Here is a 20,073-nt window from a genome sequence, read left to right as displayed (position 1 = left end):
ACGCAAAAAAAAACGAGAAAACTAAAATTTAGTCTCTCGCTTTGGAAATAAATCGTGCTTCTACTCGATAAATCGGTTGGCCTTTATTAGAAAACTTCTCTTCATATTCTGTCATAATGTTGCCTTGATAATCTGATTGATGTAAATCCAACCACACTTGTTCAATCACCATGCCGTATTTAGAAAAGCTACTTAACGAGTATTCAAATAATCCTTGATTGTCAGTTTTAAAATGAATTTCTCCGTTAGGTTTTAAAATTTCTTCGTCAATTGCTAGAAATGTTTTAAAAGTTAAGCGGCGTTTTTCATGCTTTTTTTTAGGCCATGGATCGGAAAAATTTAAATAAATTTGATCTACTTCATTTTCGGTAAAATAATCTGTTAAATCAGATCCGTCAACATGCAACAGTTGTAAATTTGGTAACTCTTCTGCAATTAATTTATCTAGCGCTAAAGACACCACACTTAACTGCATTTCAATCCCGATATAATTTATTTCTGGATGTGCTTTTGCCATCCCCACAATAAATTGACCTTTTCCAGTTCCAATTTCAATCTGAATAGGGTTACTATTCTTGAATTGTTCTTGCCAATGACCTTTTAATTTTTTTGGCTCATTTGGGATATATTCTGGATGAGCTGCAACTAATTCAGCAGCTCCAGGACGATTTCTAACACGCATCTTGTTCCTCCTAATTTCATATCGTTATTCACAACAAAAGCTGAACTAAGATGTTCAGCTTCCGGCAAAAATACGTTTTAATTGTAAAATTGTTCGATTCATATGGTGGATTTCTCCTCGCATATAAAAGCGAGAAATTTCCAGTAGAATACTCATTAAAGCATACCAATACACTCGTTCAATATTGGCATCAGTTGGTTGAATCCCATATCTCAGGAGCCATGTTCCCCAACTAGAAAGCGGAACGTAATTCCCTAAAATAGTACCAATGTCTAAAGCCGGATCAGCAAACATAACTGAATCCCAGTCCACCAAATATAAATAATTTCGACAAACTAGCCAATTTCGATGATTGACATCACCATGGACAACAGTATATTCCTTTTTCGGATATTTTGGTAGATGAGTAGTTAAGTAACCATGGACTTTTTCTACAAATTCGTTTTCCTTCAACTCATTTGGTAAATCGGCTTCATAGGATGCTAATAGTTGCTCTGGTGAAACTTGTTGGCCGCCGATTTTTTTTAACATAGTTTTTAATGATTCAGAATGATGCAAATGATACAAAACATCAATTACATCATTACGTTGTGTAATTTCATCGGCTTCTAAAAGACGACCATCTAACCATTCTTGGGCAGTTAACGTATCGCCATTGCCAGTTCTTTTAATCCAAACTAATTTTGGTGCAATTCCTTCTTGTGACAAGGCAGCCAGCATTGGCGTTGTATTCTGTTTGATAAAAACTCGTTCGTCTGCTTTGTAACCAATATAAGTTTTTCCAGTATCACCTTTTATCGGTTGCAAACGCCAGTCGCTATCTAACTGAAATTCCATCCTTGTCCCCCCTAACAATTAACAGTAATCCTTATTCTAGCCACCTGAACTCACTTCGTCAAGGGCATATACGTTCGTTTTTTTAGATTTCGCCTTTATTTTCTTGCACAGTCATTTTGATTACCTCGCTGTAAGCCTTTAGCAAACGATTGGTTATCGTACCAACTTCACCTGTACCAATCTTTTGATGATCAATCGAAACGATTGGCATAATTTCTGCCACAGAACTGGTTTTGAAACATTCATCCGCTTGTAACAATTCTGTGGTCGTAAATGGTTCTTCTATTAACTCGATATTTAAAGCTTGAGCAATTTCTCGTAATTTTATTTTAGTAATCCCAGGCAGTACCAATTCACCATCAGGATGAGTAAATAATTTTTGATTTTTGACCATCCATAAATTTGATGCAGAAGCTTCTGTTACTATACCATCTCGTTCTAAAACTGCATCTTCAAAACCTTTTTGCTTGGCTTCATCTAATGCCATAATATTTCCTAACAAACTAATTGATTTGATATCACAATGGAGCCAACGTTTATCAGCTACAAAACCACAATGAATCCCATTTTTTTGTTTCACTAAAGGTCGACTTGCTGGTTGAATGTCAGCAGTCAATACAGCCTTGACTTCTTTAGGATCAGGAAAATCATGCAGACGAGGCTTGCAAACACCTCGAGTCACTTGGAAATATAAACGTCCTTCTTTAATCCCAACTTCTTCAGCAAAACGGTGTAGACGGTGACTAAATTCTGCACGTTCAAAAGGCAAAGTTAATCGAACTTTATCTGCACACGCCCACAATCGATCTAAATGTTCTTTTTCCATAAAAAATTGACCGTCATAAATCCGAATGACCTCATATAAGCCATCGCCAAACTGATAGCCGCGATCCTCTAAATCAATCTGTACCTCTGTTTCATCAACAATTTCTTCATTCCACAAAACTTTCATAACTAAGCCTCCATTTTTTTCACTCGAATTGGTAAATAAATTAAACTAAAGACAGTAATCTCAATCACTAATATCCCAAAAACTAAGGCACTTTCTAACAAACTAATTCGCCCTAAAGTACACAAACTAAAAATAACCGCACCTGTCGCTAATAAACCAGCAATTAATTTTTGTAGAGCTTTTTCTTTGGTTTTTTTCGCTACTGGATATAATTGTGTCAACGTTACATAATCAAACTGCCCATACAAAGGTATCAGCTGAAAACCAATTAAATAGATAAATAAAGCACTAACCCCGGCGGAGAAAATAAAATCATTTAACGAGAAAATAATTACGCCACCCAAGACAATTAGACGTAGAAACAACCCACTTATTTCCGAACCGCGAAAAGCTCTTCTAGCAAATAAATACAAATACGTATTTTCTTGTTTGAAAGTAATCTTACTTAAAAAAGGATCCAGATAACGACGACGTTTCACCTTAGCTTCAATTTCTGGTACATCGGTAAATAGATTAATGAATTGATAAATTCGATGTAATCGCTGATTTTCACGATTAATTAGAAAGGTCCAATCTAATAATCTGTGATGACCATTTAACCAACCAATCAGTCCAGCCATTAATGCTAATGCAGCAATCATACCAATGATAGCACCAATATATAAACTAACAAAAATAATTCCACCACTTAACAAAAACCAGCCGATTTTTATTTTTTTGACTAAACTTGCTGTCTCTTGATAGCTAGCAAATTTTTCAATCGTTAAAAGACTATATTTCAACACCCACAGCATAATTAAATATGGGAAAAATCGATTGAAAGAACTATTTTGGGCTAAAACAACTAGTGGCATAAGCGCGCCACATATTAATCCTTCTACTAAAAAAGGAAAAGGCAATGAATGACGCAAAGATTTATTTAAATAGCCAGTCATTTCAGTTTCTTTCGGTAATAAAAAAGTCATATCCGCTGGTTCAACTAATGTAGCTAAACTACCAAAAGGTAAAATAAACCACCAAACCACTCCTACAATTGGCAAACTCCATATAAAATCAGCTGGCAATTGTTTTAATAAATTTGAATAATAGAAACCTAAACCACCGACTAAAAATAAGCAAACCAAAACAAAATGGTCATTTAAAACATAGCGCATATAACGCATCATCTTTTTTTGATGACGAGCCAAGCGCTCTTTAAAAAAGTTATCCATGAGCCTGCTCCTTTGTTAAAGCAATGTAGATTTCATCCAAAGAAGCTTCTGGCATTTTAAAATCTTGCTGTAACTCAGCCAAAGTACCTTGTGCGCGGACTTCACCCTCATGTAAAACCACAAAACGGTCGCAATATTTTTCTGCGGTTGCCAAAATATGGGTAGACATCAAAATTGCCGCGCCTGCATTTTTCATTTCCACCATCAATTCTAATAATGCATTAATCGCTAACGGATCCAATCCTAAAAAAGGTTCATCGATAATATAAAGACTTGGTTGAATTAAAAATGCACATAAAACCATCACTTTTTGTTTCATTCCTTTTGAAAAATTGGTTGGAAACCACTCCATTCGGTTTTCTAAACGAAAGGTTTTCAACAATTTTTCTGCTCGTTCAAAAGCGATATCCTTTGGAATATCGTAAGCCATAGCAGTTACTTCGATGTGCTCTCGTAAAGTTAATTCTTCATATAAAGAGGGTGTCTCTGGAATATAACCAATTTTTTTTCGATAATCCTCCGGTGATGTCTGTAGCGTTAAATCATCGACTGTAATCGAACCTTTCGTTGGCGTCAGTAATCCAATAATATTTTTAATAGTTGTTGATTTACCAGCACCATTAAGACCGATTAAACCAATCATTTCCCCGTTATCTACATCGAAACTGATATTTTTTAAAACTGGTAGATGACCATAACCACCAGTCACTTGCTGAATCGCTAAACTCATTGAAAAATTCCTCCTAAATTTCAGACTTTTTGGCTATTTAAGTCTGATTTAACTTTGTCTTTATCATGTATTAAAAATAGTTGCCATTTCTTTCTTGTCAATTATACCAAAGTCTTTTACTTTTTCACGCGAAAGCTTTGGAAACATACCCAGAAAGTATAACTTATGGTAAAGTAAAACTAATCAATTCAAAAGAAGGTGCTAGAATGGAAAATTGTATATTTTGTAAAATTATTAATCAAGAGATTCCTAGCTATAGAGTCTATGAAGACGAAAAAGTTTATGCCTTTTTAGATATTTCTCAAGTAACTAAAGGCCATACCTTAGTTGTACCGAAAGAACACGTTGCAGATATTTTTGAATACGAAGAAGACTTGGCAGCTGAAGTTTTTGCTCGTATTCCTAAAATTGCCAAAGCAATCGAGAAAGCTTTTCCTGAAATGGAAGGCCTAAACATTATGAATAATAATAAAGAATTAGCTTACCAATCTGTCTTCCATTCCCACATTCACCTGATTCCACGCTATTCGAAGAAGGATGACTTTTCGATTCATTTTGGTGATCATACTGGCAAATATTCGACAGAAGAAATGACTGCAATTGCTAACGCTATTAAGGAGCAGGTGAAATAAATGAGCTTTTTTAAAGGAATTCTCTTTGGTGTTGGTGTAGGATCAGCGGTTGGCTTAATGTTAGCACCAAGAAAAGGAAGTAAAACCCAAGAAAAAATAATTGATGATGTGCGTGACATCGTACAACGAACCGATGAATTAAATGAAAGCTTGAAAAATTTCCGGGCAGCGGTAGTTGATTTAAAGACAACTTTTGATGCTTTAGTGCCAGAATTTACTTCGGGTGTAAAAAAAGATATTGAAGATTTTAATTTTCAGGCAGAACCACGCATCAAACAAATACAAGAAACAATCGATCATCTTTCAATCGATTAGCTGTTAGAGCGGACTTTATGAAAAAAGTTCGCTTGTTTTTTTGATTTGCTTCTATATTTAAAGCAAATGTGTCTAAATTATGAATATTGTTGAAAACTATTGTAAAAACCTTTATTTTCCAAATTTGCTTGTGGTATAGTGATTAAGGAAATAATTACACATATAAATTATAAATACAGGAGTTGTCAAAATTTTATGAAGAAAAAAGTTCTTTTAACCGCAGTCGGCTTACTAAGTACAGTCGTTTTAGCAGCTTGTTCTGGCGGTTCAAACGCAGACATCGCTACAATGAAAGGCGGAAAAATCACTGTAGAAGATTTTTACGATGAAGCGAAAAAAGAATCGACTAACCAAACTTTGGTCCGTAACATGATTATCTATAAAGTATTTGAAAATGCTTATGGAGATGAAGTTTCTGATAAAGCAGTCGACAAAGAATACAAGAGCCAAGAAAAACAATATGGTTCAACTTTTGAGAGTCAGTTAAAATCAGCTGGCTACACTAAGAGTACTTATAAAGATTACTTAAGACAATCATTGGCCTTCCAAAAAGGCTTAAATGCAAATGTTAAGTTAACCGACAAAGATTTAAAAACTGCTTGGGAGTCATTCCATCCAGAAGTTACTGCTCGAATCATTAAAGTAAGTAGCGAAGATGATGCCAATGAAATCAAGGCAGCAGTTGATGGCGGCGCTGATTTTGCTGAAGAAGCGAAAAGTAAATCAGAAGATACTACTACGGCTGAAGATGGTGGCAAAATTAAATTTGATTCACAATCTACAACTGTGCCAGATGAAGTAAAAACAGCAGCTTTCAGTCTTGAAAATGATCAAGTATCAGATGTGATTTCATCAACTGATTCTTCTACCTATTCAACTAGCTACTACATTGTGAAAATGGAAAAACAAAGTTCTAAAGGCAACGACATGGACAAATACAAAAAAGAATTACGTAAAATTGCCCGCGCAACAAAAACAAGCGATTCTACTTTTACTACTAAAGTCATTCGTAAAGAATTGAAAAAAGCAAATGTGAAGATTGAAGATGATGGTTTCAGCAGCGTATTGTCTGACTTCTTAGAAACTTCAAGCAGTACATCAGAATCATCTTCTAAGAAAAAATCTTCATCCACTTCAGAAAGTGAAAGTTCAACTGCTGAAAGTACAACTGAATCAAGTACAGCAACCAGCGAAAGTACAGCCGCTACTGATAGTTCAGCCGCTACTGATAGTTCAGCCGCTGAATAATTAAAACAAGATAACATTTCAAGGGAATTCCTATGGGGATTCCCTTTTTTTATTTTTTCATGCTACAATAAAGTACATAATACTTTTAAAAGATAGGTGAACCAATATGAAAGAATTTTCTTCCAAAGCAGCTGAAAAGGATTACTACGAGCATGTTGCCTCTGAAGAAGAATTTTTGGCATGGTATAAAGAACAAGACCATCCTGAATACGACAAACCATCGGTGACGGTAGATATTGTCAGTATCGGCTATAACAAAGTCGAAGATCAATTGAAAGTTCTTTTAATTCAACGACGAGGAAACCCTTATCGTAATTCTTGGGCTTTGCCTGGTGGATTTATTGAGCGCAATGAATCAACAAATGACAGTGTCCGCAGAGAAACTCAGGAAGAGACAGGCCTAACGATAGGTCGGAAAAATGTCGAACAATTACACACTTTTTCCTCACCAAATCGTGATCCTCGCGGCTGGGTAATTACCGTCAGCTACATTGCTTTTTTAGGGCAAGTTCCTTTACAAGCTGGAGATGATACCCAAGATGCTCGCTGGTTTAACATGGAAAGAATTGGCAATAATATCTTCTTAACTAGCGATGATATTTCCATCGAAATTGATTTAAAAACTGGCGATTCTTTAGGAAAAGATACTCTCGCCTTTGACCATAACCAAATTATTTGTAAAGCATTTAACCGCGTGGCTAACAAGATGGATCATGACCCATTAATTTTGCAAGTTTTAGGTGATGAATTTACTATTACTGAAGCCCGCAAAGTCTTTGCTAAATTTATGGGCATTGATTATCGTACGATGGATCATTCCAATTTTAAAAAAGCCATGTTACAGTTTTTCGATGAAATTGGGGAAAGACCTGTGGGGATCGGTCGCCCGTCAAAAATTTATCGGTTAAAAGATCAAGTCGGAGAAGAAACTGCTACTTAAATAAGAGCGAAAGACATTAGATAGCTTGCTATTTTCTGTCTTTCGCTTTTTATATAAAAAAACCTTGAGAAAAATTCCTCAAGGCTAAGCAGTTACTTTTTTAGTTTTTTTCATTTGCTTACTACGTAATTGTCCACAAGCGGCATCAATATCGGTTCCATGTTCTTTACGAATCACACAATTGATCCCATTTTTCTTTAAGACATCATAAAACTTCAATACATCCGCTTTCCCACTACGAGAATATTGGTCATGCTCACTTACTGGATTATAAGGAATCAAATTAACGTAAACTAATTTCTTCTTGTCTTTTAACAAGTCGGCTAATTCTTTGGCGTGTTCAACATGATCATTTACCCCAGATAGCATAATATATTCAAAGGTAATGCGACGATTGGTTTTATCCAAATAATAATCAATCGCATCCATTAATCTTTCAATCGGATATTGTTTATTAATTCGCATCATAGATGTTCGTACTTGATTATTTGGCGCATGTAAAGAAATAGCTAAATTAATTTGTAGGCCATTATCAGCAAATTGTCTAATTTTTGGTGCCAAACCTGATGTGGAAACAGTAATGTGACGAGCGCCAATCGCTAAACCTTTGGCATCATTAATCACGTGAATAAAGTCCATCACATTGTCATAATTATCAAAAGGTTCGCCAATCCCCATTACTACTACGTGAGATACTCGTTCATCTAAACCTCGTTCATCAAAATAATGTTGCACTAGCATGATTTGTGCGACAATTTCACCTGCAGTTAAATCACGGTTTTTTTTCAATAAACCTGACGCGCAAAATGAGCAGCCAATACTACAGCCAACTTGCGTTGTTACGCAAACAGACAATCCGTATTCTTGGCGCATTAACACTGTTTCAATCATATTTTTATCTGGTAGTTCAAACAGATACTTAACAGTACCGTCACTTGCTTCTTGCACTACCATTTGTTTCAAAGGATTAATCATAAAATTTTCTTCTAATAAAGCAATCATCGATTTTGATAGATTAGTCATTTGGTCGAATGCAGTTACTCGTTTTTGATAGAGCCATTCCCAAATTTGGGTGGCCCGGAATTTTTTTTCACCGTGTTCTGCCAACCAATCGATTAAATTTTCTTTGCGTAAGCCGTAAATTGATGGTTTCAAGTAAAGTCCTCCTAAAATAGTCGATTCATACTATAACTGATTTCACAGGATAAAACAATTACTTGGTTAAAATTTTTCAAAAACTCAATTTTTTCTTTTTAATTTTCGCGTTTCTCGAATCGTCCAAAAAGTATAAATCATATAGGCCGCCATCAAGAAAAATAAAGTCACTGATGCAGGAACTTTGGCAATAATCCCATTCGCTGATAGACGTTGTAAAATCCCTAAGATACCCAAGGCTTCAAATAAAAATATCATTGAATAAAAAACTGATTCTTTTAATCTTAAAACAAAGATCAAAGCCGCCAACATCAATACACCGATAATGACAAGATCAAATGGGAAAGGAATCGTGATCGGATAAAACATTGGCATAAAGATTGCCATTGAGATACTTGCCGCTAACCAAGCTACGATCACTAAAAATAATATAGCAAATTGAACTCTTTGATCTTTTAACCAACGATTTTCTTGATACACCATTTTTTGGAAAAATTTGAAAACAATAAAAATAAACCCAACTGAAAATGCACCTTCCAATAAATAAGTCAGCCAGTTTATTTGCATCACACTATCTTGATTCACATCGGCAATGAATTTACAAATCCAAACAATCCCTACGATAATCATAACTAGCGTACTGCGATCTTTAAACGAACTCTTTGAGAGATTCGCAATAATCTGATCTGCTGATTCTTGTGGATTTTTACCAAAATATTTCTCTGCCGAAATACCATCCTCTTGAGCTTTGATAATATCATTTAAAATCATCAATAATTGCTCCTCTAATTCTGTCTCATCATGAGTAAATCCAGCAAACATTGTATAACTTGTCAAATTTTTGTAATACATCCGATTTTCCGGTTTGATTTGTTTTTCTAGCTCTTCTCTTTGCTTGCGGTATTGTTCCACTTGCTTCACTTTATTTGTCCTCCCATAAATTCGCGACATTTGTAACCAATTCCTGCCATTCAAGTTCAAATTCTTTCAGTGCGTTTTCGCCACTTGTTGTGATTTTAAAATATTTACGATCAGGTCCTTCTGGCGAGGATTTAAAAGTTGCGACGATTAATTCTTGTTTTTCCAATTTTTGTAATAACGGATAAATTGTGCCCCCCACTATACTAGTAAAACCTTTTCGTTGTAATATTTGAACCAGTTCATAGCCATAAATTTCTTTCTCAGAAATAATTTTTAAAACACAACCAGCCAAAACACCTTTTAGTAATTGAGTTTTTTTCATCTAATCTTCCTAACTAATTTGTATTACTTACTAGCTGTTTTAAAGTATAAAGAAATTCAACTAGTTTGTAAAGCTCACTAGCTAATTTTTTTCAAAGAAAAAACTGAGGAAAATGATTTCCTCAGCTATTCTTCGATGGTTGGTTCTTCTTCAATTTTTTCCACATAAACTTCTCGTGGTTTGCTACCCGTTGATGGACCGATAACTTGATTGGCTTCTAATTCATCAACAATTCTGGCCGCACGATTGTATCCAATTCTAAATCGTCTTTGTAACAGTGAAATACTTGCCGTTTGCATTTCAATCACCAATGCTTTGGCTTCTTCATAAAGTTCATCTTGCGGAACTTCATTAGGTGACGAGGTTACTTCTTCTGTTGGCATCATTTTTTCTTCATAATGGGCTTCTTGTTGGTCAGTCACAAACTCAACAATTTGTTCCACTTCGTGATCAGAAATAAATGCACCTTGCACACGAATCGGTTTATTTTCTCCCATCGGTAAGAATAACATATCACCCCGACCTAATAATTTTTCTGCTCCATTACTATCAATAATTGTTCTTGAATCGGTTCCTGAAGAAACCGCAAAAGCAATTCTTGATGGCACATTGGCTTTAATAATTCCGGTGATAACATCAACACTTGGACGTTGTGTTGCCAAAATCATATGAATTCCTGCCGCTCGTGCCATTTGAGCCAAACGAGTAATAGCATCTTCCACTTCATTACTAGCCACCATCATTAAATCGGCTAACTCATCAACAATGACAACAATAAATGGTAAGATAGGGCGATTTTGTCCGTCTTCCAGATTTTTTTGAATTACTAGCTCATTAAAGCCAGAAATATTTCTGACGCCTGTTGCAGCAAATTTTTCATACCGTTCTTCCATTTCTTGCACCACTTTTTGCAGTGCTTGTGCTGCTTTTCGTGGATTAGTTACAACAGGTGTTAATAAATGAGGAATACCATTATAAACATTTAATTCCACCATTTTCGGATCAATCATCATTAGTTTAACTTCATTTGGTTTCGCTCGCATTAAAATACTTGTGATAATTCCGTTAATCGCAACTGACTTACCACTACCAGTAGAACCCGCAATCAATAAATGGGGCATTTTCGTTAAATCAGCTGTCCGTACAATCCCCGAAATATCTCTTCCTAGTGGTACTTCTAATAATTTATCTGGATGGTTCGGTTGTGCTTCGATGATTTCTCTAAAAGAAACAGTGCTGACAGTGCTGTTTGGTACTTCAATACCAATTAAAGATTTTCCAGGAATCGGCGCTTCCATCCGGACATCTTTGGCAGCTAAAGCTAGAGCGATATCATCGGTTAAGCCAACAATTTTACTAACTTTTACACCAACAGCCGGTTGAATTTCAAATTTGGTCACGGCTGGTCCCAAAGAAGCCCGTACAACTTTAGCGTCCACGCCAAAACTATCAAATGTTTTTTCTAACACATCAATATTTTCTTCGATTCGTTTGTATTCATCACTTTGATCAGCTGGTGGAATTTGATCCAGTAAAGTTACCGGTGGCAATTGATAATCATGGTCCTCTGGCTCGGCACTGATTTCAAATTCTAAATCACCGATATCAGTTGTTTCTTCTTCCTGCTTAGGCTGTGGCACTGATTTTCCGATATTTTCTTGAAAGCCTTCGATGGGAATTCGTAATTGTTCATAAACCGGTTCTTCTGGTTCTTCTTTGCTGGCTTTAGCTAGCTTCTCACCTTCAGATAATGGTCTTACACGATTTTTTTTCTCCGCTTCAGCAGCTTTTTTTTCAGCTTGTTCTTTCTGCTTCTCAGCTTTTTTTTCGGCTCGTTTGGCTTGTCTTAAGCCCTTTTTCTCATCCGATTCTGCAAATTTTTCTTGAAGCACTGCTCCGGTGTTACTGAAAAAGTCTAAGACATTCTCTAATTTCACCATTGTAAATAAATAAATCCCTACTAGCCAAAATAAAACGGCAATTAAATAACTGCCCCATTGGGAAACCAGAAAATAAGTTAAACTATATAAGCTAGCGCCAATCATTCCACCACCAACGTTTTGAGTAATTTGATTAGCAACAAAATCCTGTCTCAAAATCTCCCACGTGGTTTCAAAAATATTTGGTTCTTGCCCGACATTAGCAAATAATCTCGCTTGTAAGAACAATAAAATACCTAAATAAAACACTAGCATCCCTAACCAGCGACGCCCTTTGGTGATTTTTAATTTATTATTTTTAAAAACTAACAAGAGTCCATATATGATTAGTGCTGTTGCTAAAACTGGGTAAGTATTCCCACCAATTATCCGTAGGACGTTGGCCATTAAATTCCCTAGAAACCCTAAATGGAATAACGCAAAGACAGCTAATAAGATAAAAATTAGTCCTATAACAATAATTAATCGTTGTTCCTGTAGCTGTTTTTGTTTTTTAGTCGTCTTTCTTTTTTTACGCTTTTTTTGCGCCATGTCATCCCTCTTTTCATCTTACCCATTATACAAAAAAAAGAAGGCGAACAAAAGTTTTGTTCGCCCTTTTTAAGATTATTTTTCTGGCATACTCAATTCTTCACCAAACCATTTTTGGGTGATTTCAGCAAATTTGCCATCTTTTTGAATTTTGTCAAAGCCTTCATTGATTTTATCAACTAATTCTTTGTCACCTTTTCTTGCACCAACAGCAAAATCTTCTTCATTAAAACCAGCATTGAAAATATTGTAGTCATCCATCGTGCCATCTTGTTTTAAGAAATAATCTGCATATACACGGTCAATCAGTAAGCCATCAATCCGATCATTTTTTAAATCGATAAACGCTTCATTAAAACCAGCATATAGAGTCGCATCATTGTCTTTTACGATATCCATTAATTTTTCTGGCTCTCTAGTAAAACCTTCATAACCAGAAGACCCTTCTTGCGCTCCTAGTACTTTGTCTTTCATGTCTGCATCACTTGTAATGTTACTAGACTTTTTAGTTACTAAGACTTGTTCATTAGTTAAATAAGGTTGTGAGAACGAAACTTTCTTCTTACGTGAATCGGTTACAGTGTAACCATTCCAAATCAAATCAATCGTCCCGTTTTGCAATTCATTTTCCTTCATAGACCATTCAATTGGTTGAAATTCAGCAGTAATACCATATTCATCAAATACGGCTTTTGCTAAGTCCACATCGAAACCAACAATTTTTCCATCATCATCTTTAAATCCCATTGGTACAAAAGTATCATCTAAACCAATCACTACTTTTTTGTTTTCTTCAATTGTTTTCCAACTATCTGTTGAATCACTAGTTGAATCATTACTTGATCCACAAGCTGCTAAAGTGACCATACTAATTACCGCTAAAAACCCGAATAAAAATTTTTTCATTTTAATTCCTCCATTTTTTCTATTTTTTGAATCGCTTATGAAATTGGCTCTACCTTCAATAATTCATCGGCAATATTTTCTGCAAAAACTAAATCATGAGTTACCACAATTTGTGTGACCCCATCAGCTTTTAAATCTAAAATTAGTTTTTCCACTTGTTGCCGTAATTCTGGATCTAGCGCACTAGTTGGTTCATCATACGCCAAAACCTTAGGATCCATTGCCATCGCCCGCGCAATTGCTAAGCGTTGTTTTTGTCCCCCTGATAATTGGAAAGGATAATTATCTAACAATTCTTCAATCCCTAATAAACTAGCTAAATTACGAGCTTTTTTTAAATAAGTCTCCTTATCTTCTTTTAAAACCAAACGTGGACCAATTGTAATATTATCTAAGACACTTAAGTGGGGAAATAATTGAAAATCTTGAAACACAACGCCCACCACTTGATCTTGTTTCGTATCGCTAGGATCAAAGGGCTGACCATCCAATAAAAATGTGCCGCTTTCAGCTGTTTCTAAGCCTGCTAAAGTTCTTAATAAGGTTGTTTTTCCTCCACCAGAAGGTCCGACAATGGCTAAAATTTGTCCATCGGGAATAATTAGATCTAAATGATCAATCACTTTTTTATTACCATAAGACTTGTTAATATCTTTTAATTCAATCATTTTCTCACCTTCCTAACGATAATAATTCATCCGTCGTTCTAATTGCTTCATGATTAATGTTGTAATACCGGTCATAACTAAATAAATGATAGCTACACCAATCAATGGCATCAAAGTTGTGTCTCGTTCCATCGCAATCCGTCCGGCCCGCATGACATCAGATAAACCTAAAACATAAACTAATGAAGTATCTTTAACTAAACTAATCACTTCATTTCCAACAGATGGCAACACAATTTTAGTAACCTGTGGAATAACAATTTTAGTAATGGTTTGGCCTGGCGTTAAACCAATTACACGCGCGGCCTCATATTGACCAACCGGTACTGACTGAATCCCTCCACGGAAAATTTCTGCATAATAAGCTGCATAGTTTAAAATAAATGCAAATAATGCTGCTGGGAAACGATCAAATACAATTCCGATAATCGGTAATCCGTAAAAAACTAAAATTAATTGTAAAAGAAGTGGCGTGCCCCGCATCACCCAAACATAAAGTTGAATAATCCATTGTAACGGTTTGAAGCGACTAACTAATCCAAAAGCCAAAATAATTCCTAAAGGTAACGAACCAACAATTGTATATAAAAATAGTTTTACTGTTGTTGTTGCACCAGCTAAAAGTTGTGGCATCACATCAATTAAATAATTCATTTGCTTTCCTCCCATAGACATAAAAAAAGCCCCTGACAAATAACTTGTCAGAGGACGTATAGACGTGATTCCACCTCAGATTCGTTTTTCTCTCACGAGAAAAACCTCTACCGGTTATGTTGTTTGGAGAAATAAAAAAGTCCTTTAGCTATCATAGCTAAAGGACGTATAAACGTGGTTCCACCTTTTTTTTGTGTTGCTTCACAGCAACACACTCCATTGGTCAACATGACCGCAGCTGTAACGGGCATTCCCGGATTCGCCTACTTAATTTTCAGCCAATCGACTCCAAGATGTGGTTCACAATTAACTTGCTGTTTCTTTCCACCAACCAGAAACTCTCTTTAAACAATCAATCGTTACTCTTCTTTTCAATGTCAATTCTATAAGTTAGGTATAAATTTACACCGAGAGAGACACTTTGTCAATTGAAAAGTTCATCTTTTTTTAATTTAATTCCCAGTTAGTTTTCAGATACTAGCTGAAATTTGCTCCAAGGACGTAAAAATTTTAATAAAATATGCTCTTCTTGAGGAATTTTCCCAACTAAATTTTTTCTTGGATCACTGTGAGGCGTTAAAACAATTTGCATTTCATTTTTATATTTACCAAAATCATCGTTACCAATCACCACATCACCAATTTGAAACTCAAATTGATTGTCATGCGGTGGATTGTTCTCATTTTTATATTTTACTCGCGGCATAGTTGAACGCACCGCTTCAGCTGAGATATCTCCCCGTCTAAAGTGCGCTGGATCTGCGACAATTAGCTTTTCTAATTCACTCGTATCTTTTTCAAAATCAATAGTTAAACTTAATTTGTAACGATTGACTGCCGCAACTTTTTCTAACTCTTCATCACTTGCATAGGCATTTCCAATAATCACACAATCAATTAATCCTGTCGCAAACATATGCCGGGCTTGTAAATCAATTGGTAATTCTCGATGCATTTCTAAAGTTGGCAAACCATCATTTACATCCCATGGTCCCAGCGTTCCTTGATGACTCGTAATAAAAGCGGCCGTTTTTATACCTTGACGTTTAAAACGTTGACTACAACTAATAAAGAAATCATAGGGTAAAGCAGACCCTTTTTGTGGATAAAAATTATGACAACCATAAATAAATGGTCGGTTGGCTTCGTAAGATAAAATATTTTCTAAATAAGCAACATTATTACTCATATTTAACTCAATCGCTAAACCAAAAGGATTAAAACTCAACATACTTTCTTTATTGCCATCAAAGCCTTCATCCAAGCGAATGCCATCTGCACCAAGTTCCGCAAAAAAGCTTAGATCATCATATGAAATCTGTAATTCATCAAAAATTGACGGCGCAATATCTAAAATCGTCTCAAATCCTTGAGCTTTAGCAAATGCAATAATTCCTTTAAATTTCTCAGCTACTTTTTCTTTTCCTTCAGTTACTTCCAGCATACTCATAAAGATGCGAGAATAACCTAAGTCTGCCGCCTTTTGAATATATTCACGGTCTTTTTCAGCGTCACTGTGATCAGGATATAAAGAAATTCCGATTTCCCGTTTCATATTAATCCTCCAAACCATTTCTTTCAGCTACGGCTTTAAACCAATAGCCAGATTTTTTGATTGTTTTTTCTTGCGTGTGGATATTATTAGAAATAAAACCATAACGATTTTTGTAGGCATTTAACCAAGACCAACAATCAATTGGTGTCCACATATGATAACCAAAGCAATTTGAGCCTGCTTCAATTCCTTGATGTAAATAACTTAAATGCTCTGTCAAAAAGTCAATGCGATAATCATCTTGAATTACACCATCTGCATTTTTGAAACGTTTTTCATTAGAAACGCCCATTCCATTTTCCGAGACATACCAAGGAATATTGCCGTAATTTTCTTTAATATTCAGGGCAATATCATAAATTGCTTCAGGGTAAATTTCCCATCCACGATCAAGATTGACTCTTCTTCCCGGCATATCAAAATTATCATAATAACGATCTGGCATCCATTCACCCACTGAATCTGGTGCAACATCTGGTGCTTTTACTCGGTTAGGATGATAATAATTGACACCTAAAAAGTCGATAGTATTATTTTTAATAATTTCAGCTTCTTCAGTTGAAGTTTCCCAAATTACTTGGTCTTTTTCCAATAATGCTTCCAACTCGGCCGGAAAATGACCAAATATTGCTGGTTCTAAAAACATTTTATTGTTCCAAAGTTCGGCAATTCTAGCAGCTTCCAAATCTTCTGGCTTATCACTTGCGGCGTAAGTTGGCGTCAAATTCAAAACCGTTCCAATTTGCGCATCGGCAATATTTAATTTTTTAAAAGCAGCAATTGCTTTAGCTGATGCTAAGTTTAAATTGTAAGCTACTTGAACTGCTTTTTTTCCATCAACAAGATTGGGATAATGAAATTGGAAAAGATATTCTCCTTCCACGACTACCATCGGTTCATTATGAGTCGTCCAATATTTCACCTGATCACCAAATAATTCAAAACATTTTGTCGCAAAACCAACATACAAATCAACGACTTTTTTACTCTCCCAGCCACCATATTTATCATACAGTTCTACTGGCAAATCAAAATGATGCAAATTCATCACTGGTGTAAGTCCTTTTGTCAGCATGGTATCAATGACATTATTATAAAAATTTACAGCATCTTTATTTACGGTATTTAATTCTAAATCATCAATTAAACGACTCCATTGAATACTTGTTCGTAAACTATTCATGCCAATGCTGCTCATTAAAGCTAAATCTTTGGCATAATCATTGTAAAAGTTCGAAGCTGTATCTGGTCCGACTTGATTATAAAATTTTTCTGGTTCTATTTGATAATGATAGTCAAAAACATTGGCATGCTTCTTATGGAAACGACCTTCACTTTGTGGGCCAGATGTAGCAGCACCCCACCAGAATTTTTTCGGGAATTTTTTCATTGGTTTTCTCCTTTGATTAAAAAAAGGATTCGCAACAGTATTGCTACCGGCAAATCCTTTTTTATTTTTTAAATATTTGCTTTACGGGCTTCTTGAATATTAATCATAATAATAAATGGAATGTAAATAACAACTGAGATAATTAAGTTAATTGCTGCTAAAATCCCACCAGAAATACTTCCCGTTACTAATGCGCCACCGATAATTGGCGGTGTTACCCAAGGAGCAATCGCTGTTGCTGGTGGTACTAAACCAGTACTAGTTGCAAAATAAGCAATCGTTACTGTAATCATTGGTGCTAAAATAAATGGAATAAACATAATTGGGTTCAAGACAATTGGGAAACCAAATAGTAAAGGTTCATTGATATTGAAAAGTCCAGGTGCTGCTGCCAAGTTATTTACGACCATCAACTGTTTATTTTTACGACCGACTAAATAAATCGCGATTACTAAACCTAAAGTTACCCCTGTACCACCTAAGTTTACAAATGAATCGATAAATGGTTTGTTTACAATGTAAGGAGCGTCCAAACCTCTTGCAATTGCGTTTGCATTTGCTTCAATTGCTGGTGCATTAATTGTTTGCATAAAAGGATCGATCATGTTGGCACCATGTAAACCAAAGAACCATAAGAATGGTGTAATAAAAGCAATTAATAATGCTGAAGGATAAGAGTTTGCTAAGCCCATAAATGGTTCTTGAACTAGCTCATAGAATGATGCAAACATATCTTCAATCCCAAAGCCAGCAAGAATTGCTGTAATTAAACCAAAAATTGAAATCGTAATCATCGCTGGGAATAATGAAGCAAAAGCTCGAGCAACTGCTGGCGGTACACCATCAGGCATCTTAACAATTAATTTTGGATTACCAACTAAACGTGTGAAGATTTCTGCTACTAAAATACCTACAATTAATGCAACGAACAAACCGCTTGAATTCATTCCTGTTAAAGCTGCACCCAGTGTAAAGAAAGTTGCGACTGAAACAACTCCAGTTGCCACAGCATCTTTTCCATAAGTATGTGCTAAATTATAAGCAACTAGAAAAGCAATAAAGACCGAAAGAACACCGAATGTTCCGTTCCAAACTGCACCACCAAAACCTTTCCAAGCTTCTCCTCCAAAAATATTAGTCATAAATTCTTGGAAGCCAGGAATCGGTAAATTATTAATTAATACCCCGAAAGATCCTAAAATCATTAGTGGCATAGTCACCATAAAAGCGTCTCTGATCGCTACTAAATGGCGCTGAGCACCAATTTTTGATGCTACGGGAATAAAGTGTTTCTCCATAAAATCGATAAATGCATTCATGTACAATTCCTCCTATTTTTTCCTTCTTTTAAAAATAATCATAAAAACTTTGCTGTCCCTTAGGAATATTAATTTCCTTAGATACTTCAATTTTTTCTAATAAAATTCCTTCTTGTAGAGTCATTCTTCCTAGAAGTAACTCACTCCATGCTTCAATCGAAGCTTTGATATCGCTCTCCCCAGTAACTTTTTCGACTGTTTCTCCAGTTTTTCTAAAGCAACCAATATTTTCTGGACAATAGTCATCACTGCTGACTTCAAAAATAATAGCTTTTTCTTCTATTGGTAAAATTTTTAGCAAACTAGAAAAGTCGATAATGCGACTCATCATATAAGGTTTTATTTGAATTTGGATTTCTTGTTGTTCATTGAAACAGTTCTCTAAAATTTCGCTTGTTGAGGCGTCATAAGTAAACTGACTAAAAGAAGCGGTATGGGCTTTTAAATAAGTTAATAATTTTCGCAAAGCAAAATTGTTCTGATAAACCAACTCATCAACGATAAAAGTTTCTTTTTGCAAACGATAAATTAAATAACCAGCTCGCTGTCCAGAGTCGTCGTAACAAACAGCATAAAATCTTCCTTGATAATATTGATTGAGCCGTTCCCACCACCACATTTCTCGCACGACAGTGCCGACTTCTTGAAAAGTTAATGCCTGTTGATACAATGATAAAATTTCTGGTTTTAAGCTTTCCCAACTGTCTCTGACTATTGATCCGGTTTTTTCATCTTCAAGATGATTGAAGGCAGCTGCCGGAATTTGATATCTTTTTTGCCAACTGGTATTTTCATAACCGAATTTGCGATAAAAGTTTTCAGAAAAAGGGGCCAACTGGCTAATAATGAAGCCCTCTTGTTTTAAATCCGTCAGTAACTCACTCATGATATCCTTAATCCCGCCAGTGCCACGATATTCTGGTAAGCTAGCTACATATCCAATCCCGGCCATCTTAATTGTTGAACCAAAAAATTTGGCTTTGAAATGATTGCTCATCACCATACTCGTTAATTGATGTTTAAAATAAGTACCATAAACATCACTGTGCTGATAACGACTTAAAAATAATGAATCCTCAATAATCGGTGTTTGTTTATTGAAGGCGTATTCAATTAATTTTGTGATTGCTTGTTTATTTTCAGTTGTCGAGCTCAGTTTCATTTA

At 35.4% G+C, this 20,073-nt stretch carries 20 protein-coding genes and 1 other annotated feature; of the genes, 4 read left to right on the top strand and 16 right to left on the bottom strand.

What is annotated here, in order from left to right; genetic code table 11:
• Window positions 1–28: 28 nt before the first annotated feature.
• The 5 genes from trmB to ID741_RS08170 form a co-directional block, all read right to left on the bottom strand.
• Window positions 29–682: a tRNA (guanosine(46)-N7)-methyltransferase TrmB gene (trmB, locus tag ID741_RS08190; protein ID WP_438719682.1), complete on the bottom strand. Its 654-nt coding sequence runs from the start codon at window positions 680–682 to the stop codon at window positions 29–31.
• Window positions 683–736: 54 nt separating this feature from the next.
• On the bottom strand, window positions 737–1,519 hold the full coding sequence (locus ID741_RS08185) for a phosphotransferase family protein (RefSeq protein ID WP_438719681.1): 783 nt from the start codon (window positions 1,517–1,519) through the stop codon (window positions 737–739).
• An 82-nt stretch (window positions 1,520–1,601) separates the two neighbouring features.
• Window positions 1,602–2,471, bottom strand: a complete 870-nt coding sequence (dat, locus tag ID741_RS08180; protein WP_438719680.1) for a D-amino-acid transaminase — start codon at window positions 2,469–2,471, stop codon at window positions 1,602–1,604.
• A gap of 2 nt (window positions 2,472–2,473) precedes the next feature.
• The gene (locus ID741_RS08175) at window positions 2,474–3,682 is read right to left on the bottom strand and encodes an ABC transporter permease (protein ID WP_438719679.1); all 1,209 of its coding nucleotides are present in this window, start codon (window positions 3,680–3,682) and stop codon (window positions 2,474–2,476) included.
• Window positions 3,675–4,412 carry an ABC transporter ATP-binding protein gene (locus ID741_RS08170; RefSeq protein WP_438719678.1) on the bottom strand — a complete coding sequence of 246 codons (738 nt, stop codon included), beginning with the start codon at window positions 4,410–4,412 and terminating at the stop codon, window positions 3,675–3,677. Before ID741_RS08170 ends, ID741_RS08175 begins: the two co-directional genes overlap by 8 nt.
• Window positions 4,413–4,594: 182 nt before the next feature.
• Here ID741_RS08170 and ID741_RS08165 point away from each other — a divergent pair, with 182 nt between their 5' ends.
• The 4 genes from ID741_RS08165 (at window position 4,595) to ID741_RS08150 (ending at window position 7,547) form a co-directional block, all read left to right on the top strand.
• Window positions 4,595–5,044 (top strand): HIT family protein, encoded by a 450-nt coding sequence (locus ID741_RS08165; protein ID WP_438720455.1) that lies wholly within the window; start codon window positions 4,595–4,597, stop codon window positions 5,042–5,044.
• A complete protein-coding gene (locus ID741_RS08160; RefSeq protein WP_438719677.1) occupies window positions 5,045–5,359 on the top strand; it encodes a YtxH domain-containing protein in 315 nt (104 codons plus the stop codon).
• Window positions 5,360–5,554: 195 nt separating this feature from the next.
• Window positions 5,555–6,607: a peptidylprolyl isomerase gene (locus tag ID741_RS08155; protein ID WP_438719676.1), complete on the top strand. Its 1,053-nt coding sequence runs from the start codon at window positions 5,555–5,557 to the stop codon at window positions 6,605–6,607.
• 106 nt (window positions 6,608–6,713) lie between these two features.
• The gene (locus ID741_RS08150; RefSeq protein WP_438719675.1) at window positions 6,714–7,547 is read left to right on the top strand and encodes an NUDIX hydrolase; all 834 of its coding nucleotides are present in this window, start codon (window positions 6,714–6,716) and stop codon (window positions 7,545–7,547) included.
• A gap of 84 nt (window positions 7,548–7,631) precedes the next feature.
• Here the strand turns inward: ID741_RS08150 and rlmN are convergent, their stop codons facing one another.
• The 11 genes from rlmN to ID741_RS08095 form a co-directional block, all read right to left on the bottom strand.
• Window positions 7,632–8,702, bottom strand: a complete 1,071-nt coding sequence (gene rlmN / locus ID741_RS08145; protein ID WP_218326803.1) for a 23S rRNA (adenine(2503)-C(2))-methyltransferase RlmN — start codon at window positions 8,700–8,702, stop codon at window positions 7,632–7,634.
• An 84-nt stretch (window positions 8,703–8,786) separates the two neighbouring features.
• The gene (locus tag ID741_RS08140; protein ID WP_218326804.1) at window positions 8,787–9,623 is read right to left on the bottom strand and encodes a DUF1129 family protein; all 837 of its coding nucleotides are present in this window, start codon (window positions 9,621–9,623) and stop codon (window positions 8,787–8,789) included.
• A gap of 1 nt (window position 9,624) precedes the next feature.
• Window positions 9,625–9,945 (bottom strand): PadR family transcriptional regulator, encoded by a 321-nt coding sequence (locus ID741_RS08135; protein ID WP_218326805.1) that lies wholly within the window; start codon window positions 9,943–9,945, stop codon window positions 9,625–9,627.
• A 125-nt stretch (window positions 9,946–10,070) separates the two neighbouring features.
• Window positions 10,071–12,416 carry a DNA translocase FtsK gene (locus ID741_RS08130; protein ID WP_438719674.1) on the bottom strand — a complete coding sequence of 782 codons (2,346 nt, stop codon included), beginning with the start codon at window positions 12,414–12,416 and terminating at the stop codon, window positions 10,071–10,073.
• Window positions 12,417–12,491: 75 nt separating this feature from the next.
• A complete protein-coding gene (locus ID741_RS08125; protein ID WP_218326949.1) occupies window positions 12,492–13,328 on the bottom strand; it encodes an amino acid ABC transporter substrate-binding protein in 837 nt (278 codons plus the stop codon).
• Window positions 13,329–13,357: 29 nt separating this feature from the next.
• The gene (locus ID741_RS08120; protein ID WP_438719673.1) at window positions 13,358–13,990 is read right to left on the bottom strand and encodes an amino acid ABC transporter ATP-binding protein; all 633 of its coding nucleotides are present in this window, start codon (window positions 13,988–13,990) and stop codon (window positions 13,358–13,360) included.
• 12 nt (window positions 13,991–14,002) lie between these two features.
• A complete protein-coding gene (locus ID741_RS08115) occupies window positions 14,003–14,644 on the bottom strand; it encodes an amino acid ABC transporter permease (protein WP_218326808.1) in 642 nt (213 codons plus the stop codon).
• 157 nt (window positions 14,645–14,801) lie between these two features.
• Window positions 14,802–15,028, bottom strand: a binding site (T-box leader).
• Between the two features lie 79 nt (window positions 15,029–15,107).
• Window positions 15,108–16,199 carry a DUF871 domain-containing protein gene (locus ID741_RS08110; protein ID WP_438719672.1) on the bottom strand — a complete coding sequence of 364 codons (1,092 nt, stop codon included), beginning with the start codon at window positions 16,197–16,199 and terminating at the stop codon, window positions 15,108–15,110.
• A gap of 1 nt (window position 16,200) precedes the next feature.
• A complete protein-coding gene (locus ID741_RS08105; protein ID WP_438719671.1) occupies window positions 16,201–17,589 on the bottom strand; it encodes a glycoside hydrolase family 1 protein in 1,389 nt (462 codons plus the stop codon).
• A 68-nt stretch (window positions 17,590–17,657) separates the two neighbouring features.
• Complete coding sequence (locus ID741_RS08100; RefSeq protein WP_438719670.1) at window positions 17,658–18,908, bottom strand: PTS sugar transporter subunit IIC; 1,251 nt, start codon at window positions 18,906–18,908, stop codon at window positions 17,658–17,660.
• Between the two features lie 28 nt (window positions 18,909–18,936).
• Window positions 18,937–20,070, bottom strand: coding sequence for a GNAT family N-acetyltransferase (locus ID741_RS08095; protein WP_438719669.1), 1,134 nt, complete (start codon window positions 20,068–20,070; stop codon window positions 18,937–18,939).
• Window positions 20,071–20,073: the final 3 nt, after the last annotated feature.

It is taken from the genome of Enterococcus sp. AZ103 (assembly GCF_051714685.1).
GTDB lineage: Bacteria > Bacillota > Bacilli > Lactobacillales > Enterococcaceae > Enterococcus_A > Enterococcus_A alishanensis.
The sequence above is the reverse complement of the archived record's forward strand: the minus strand, read 5'-3'. Positions and strand labels throughout refer to the sequence as shown.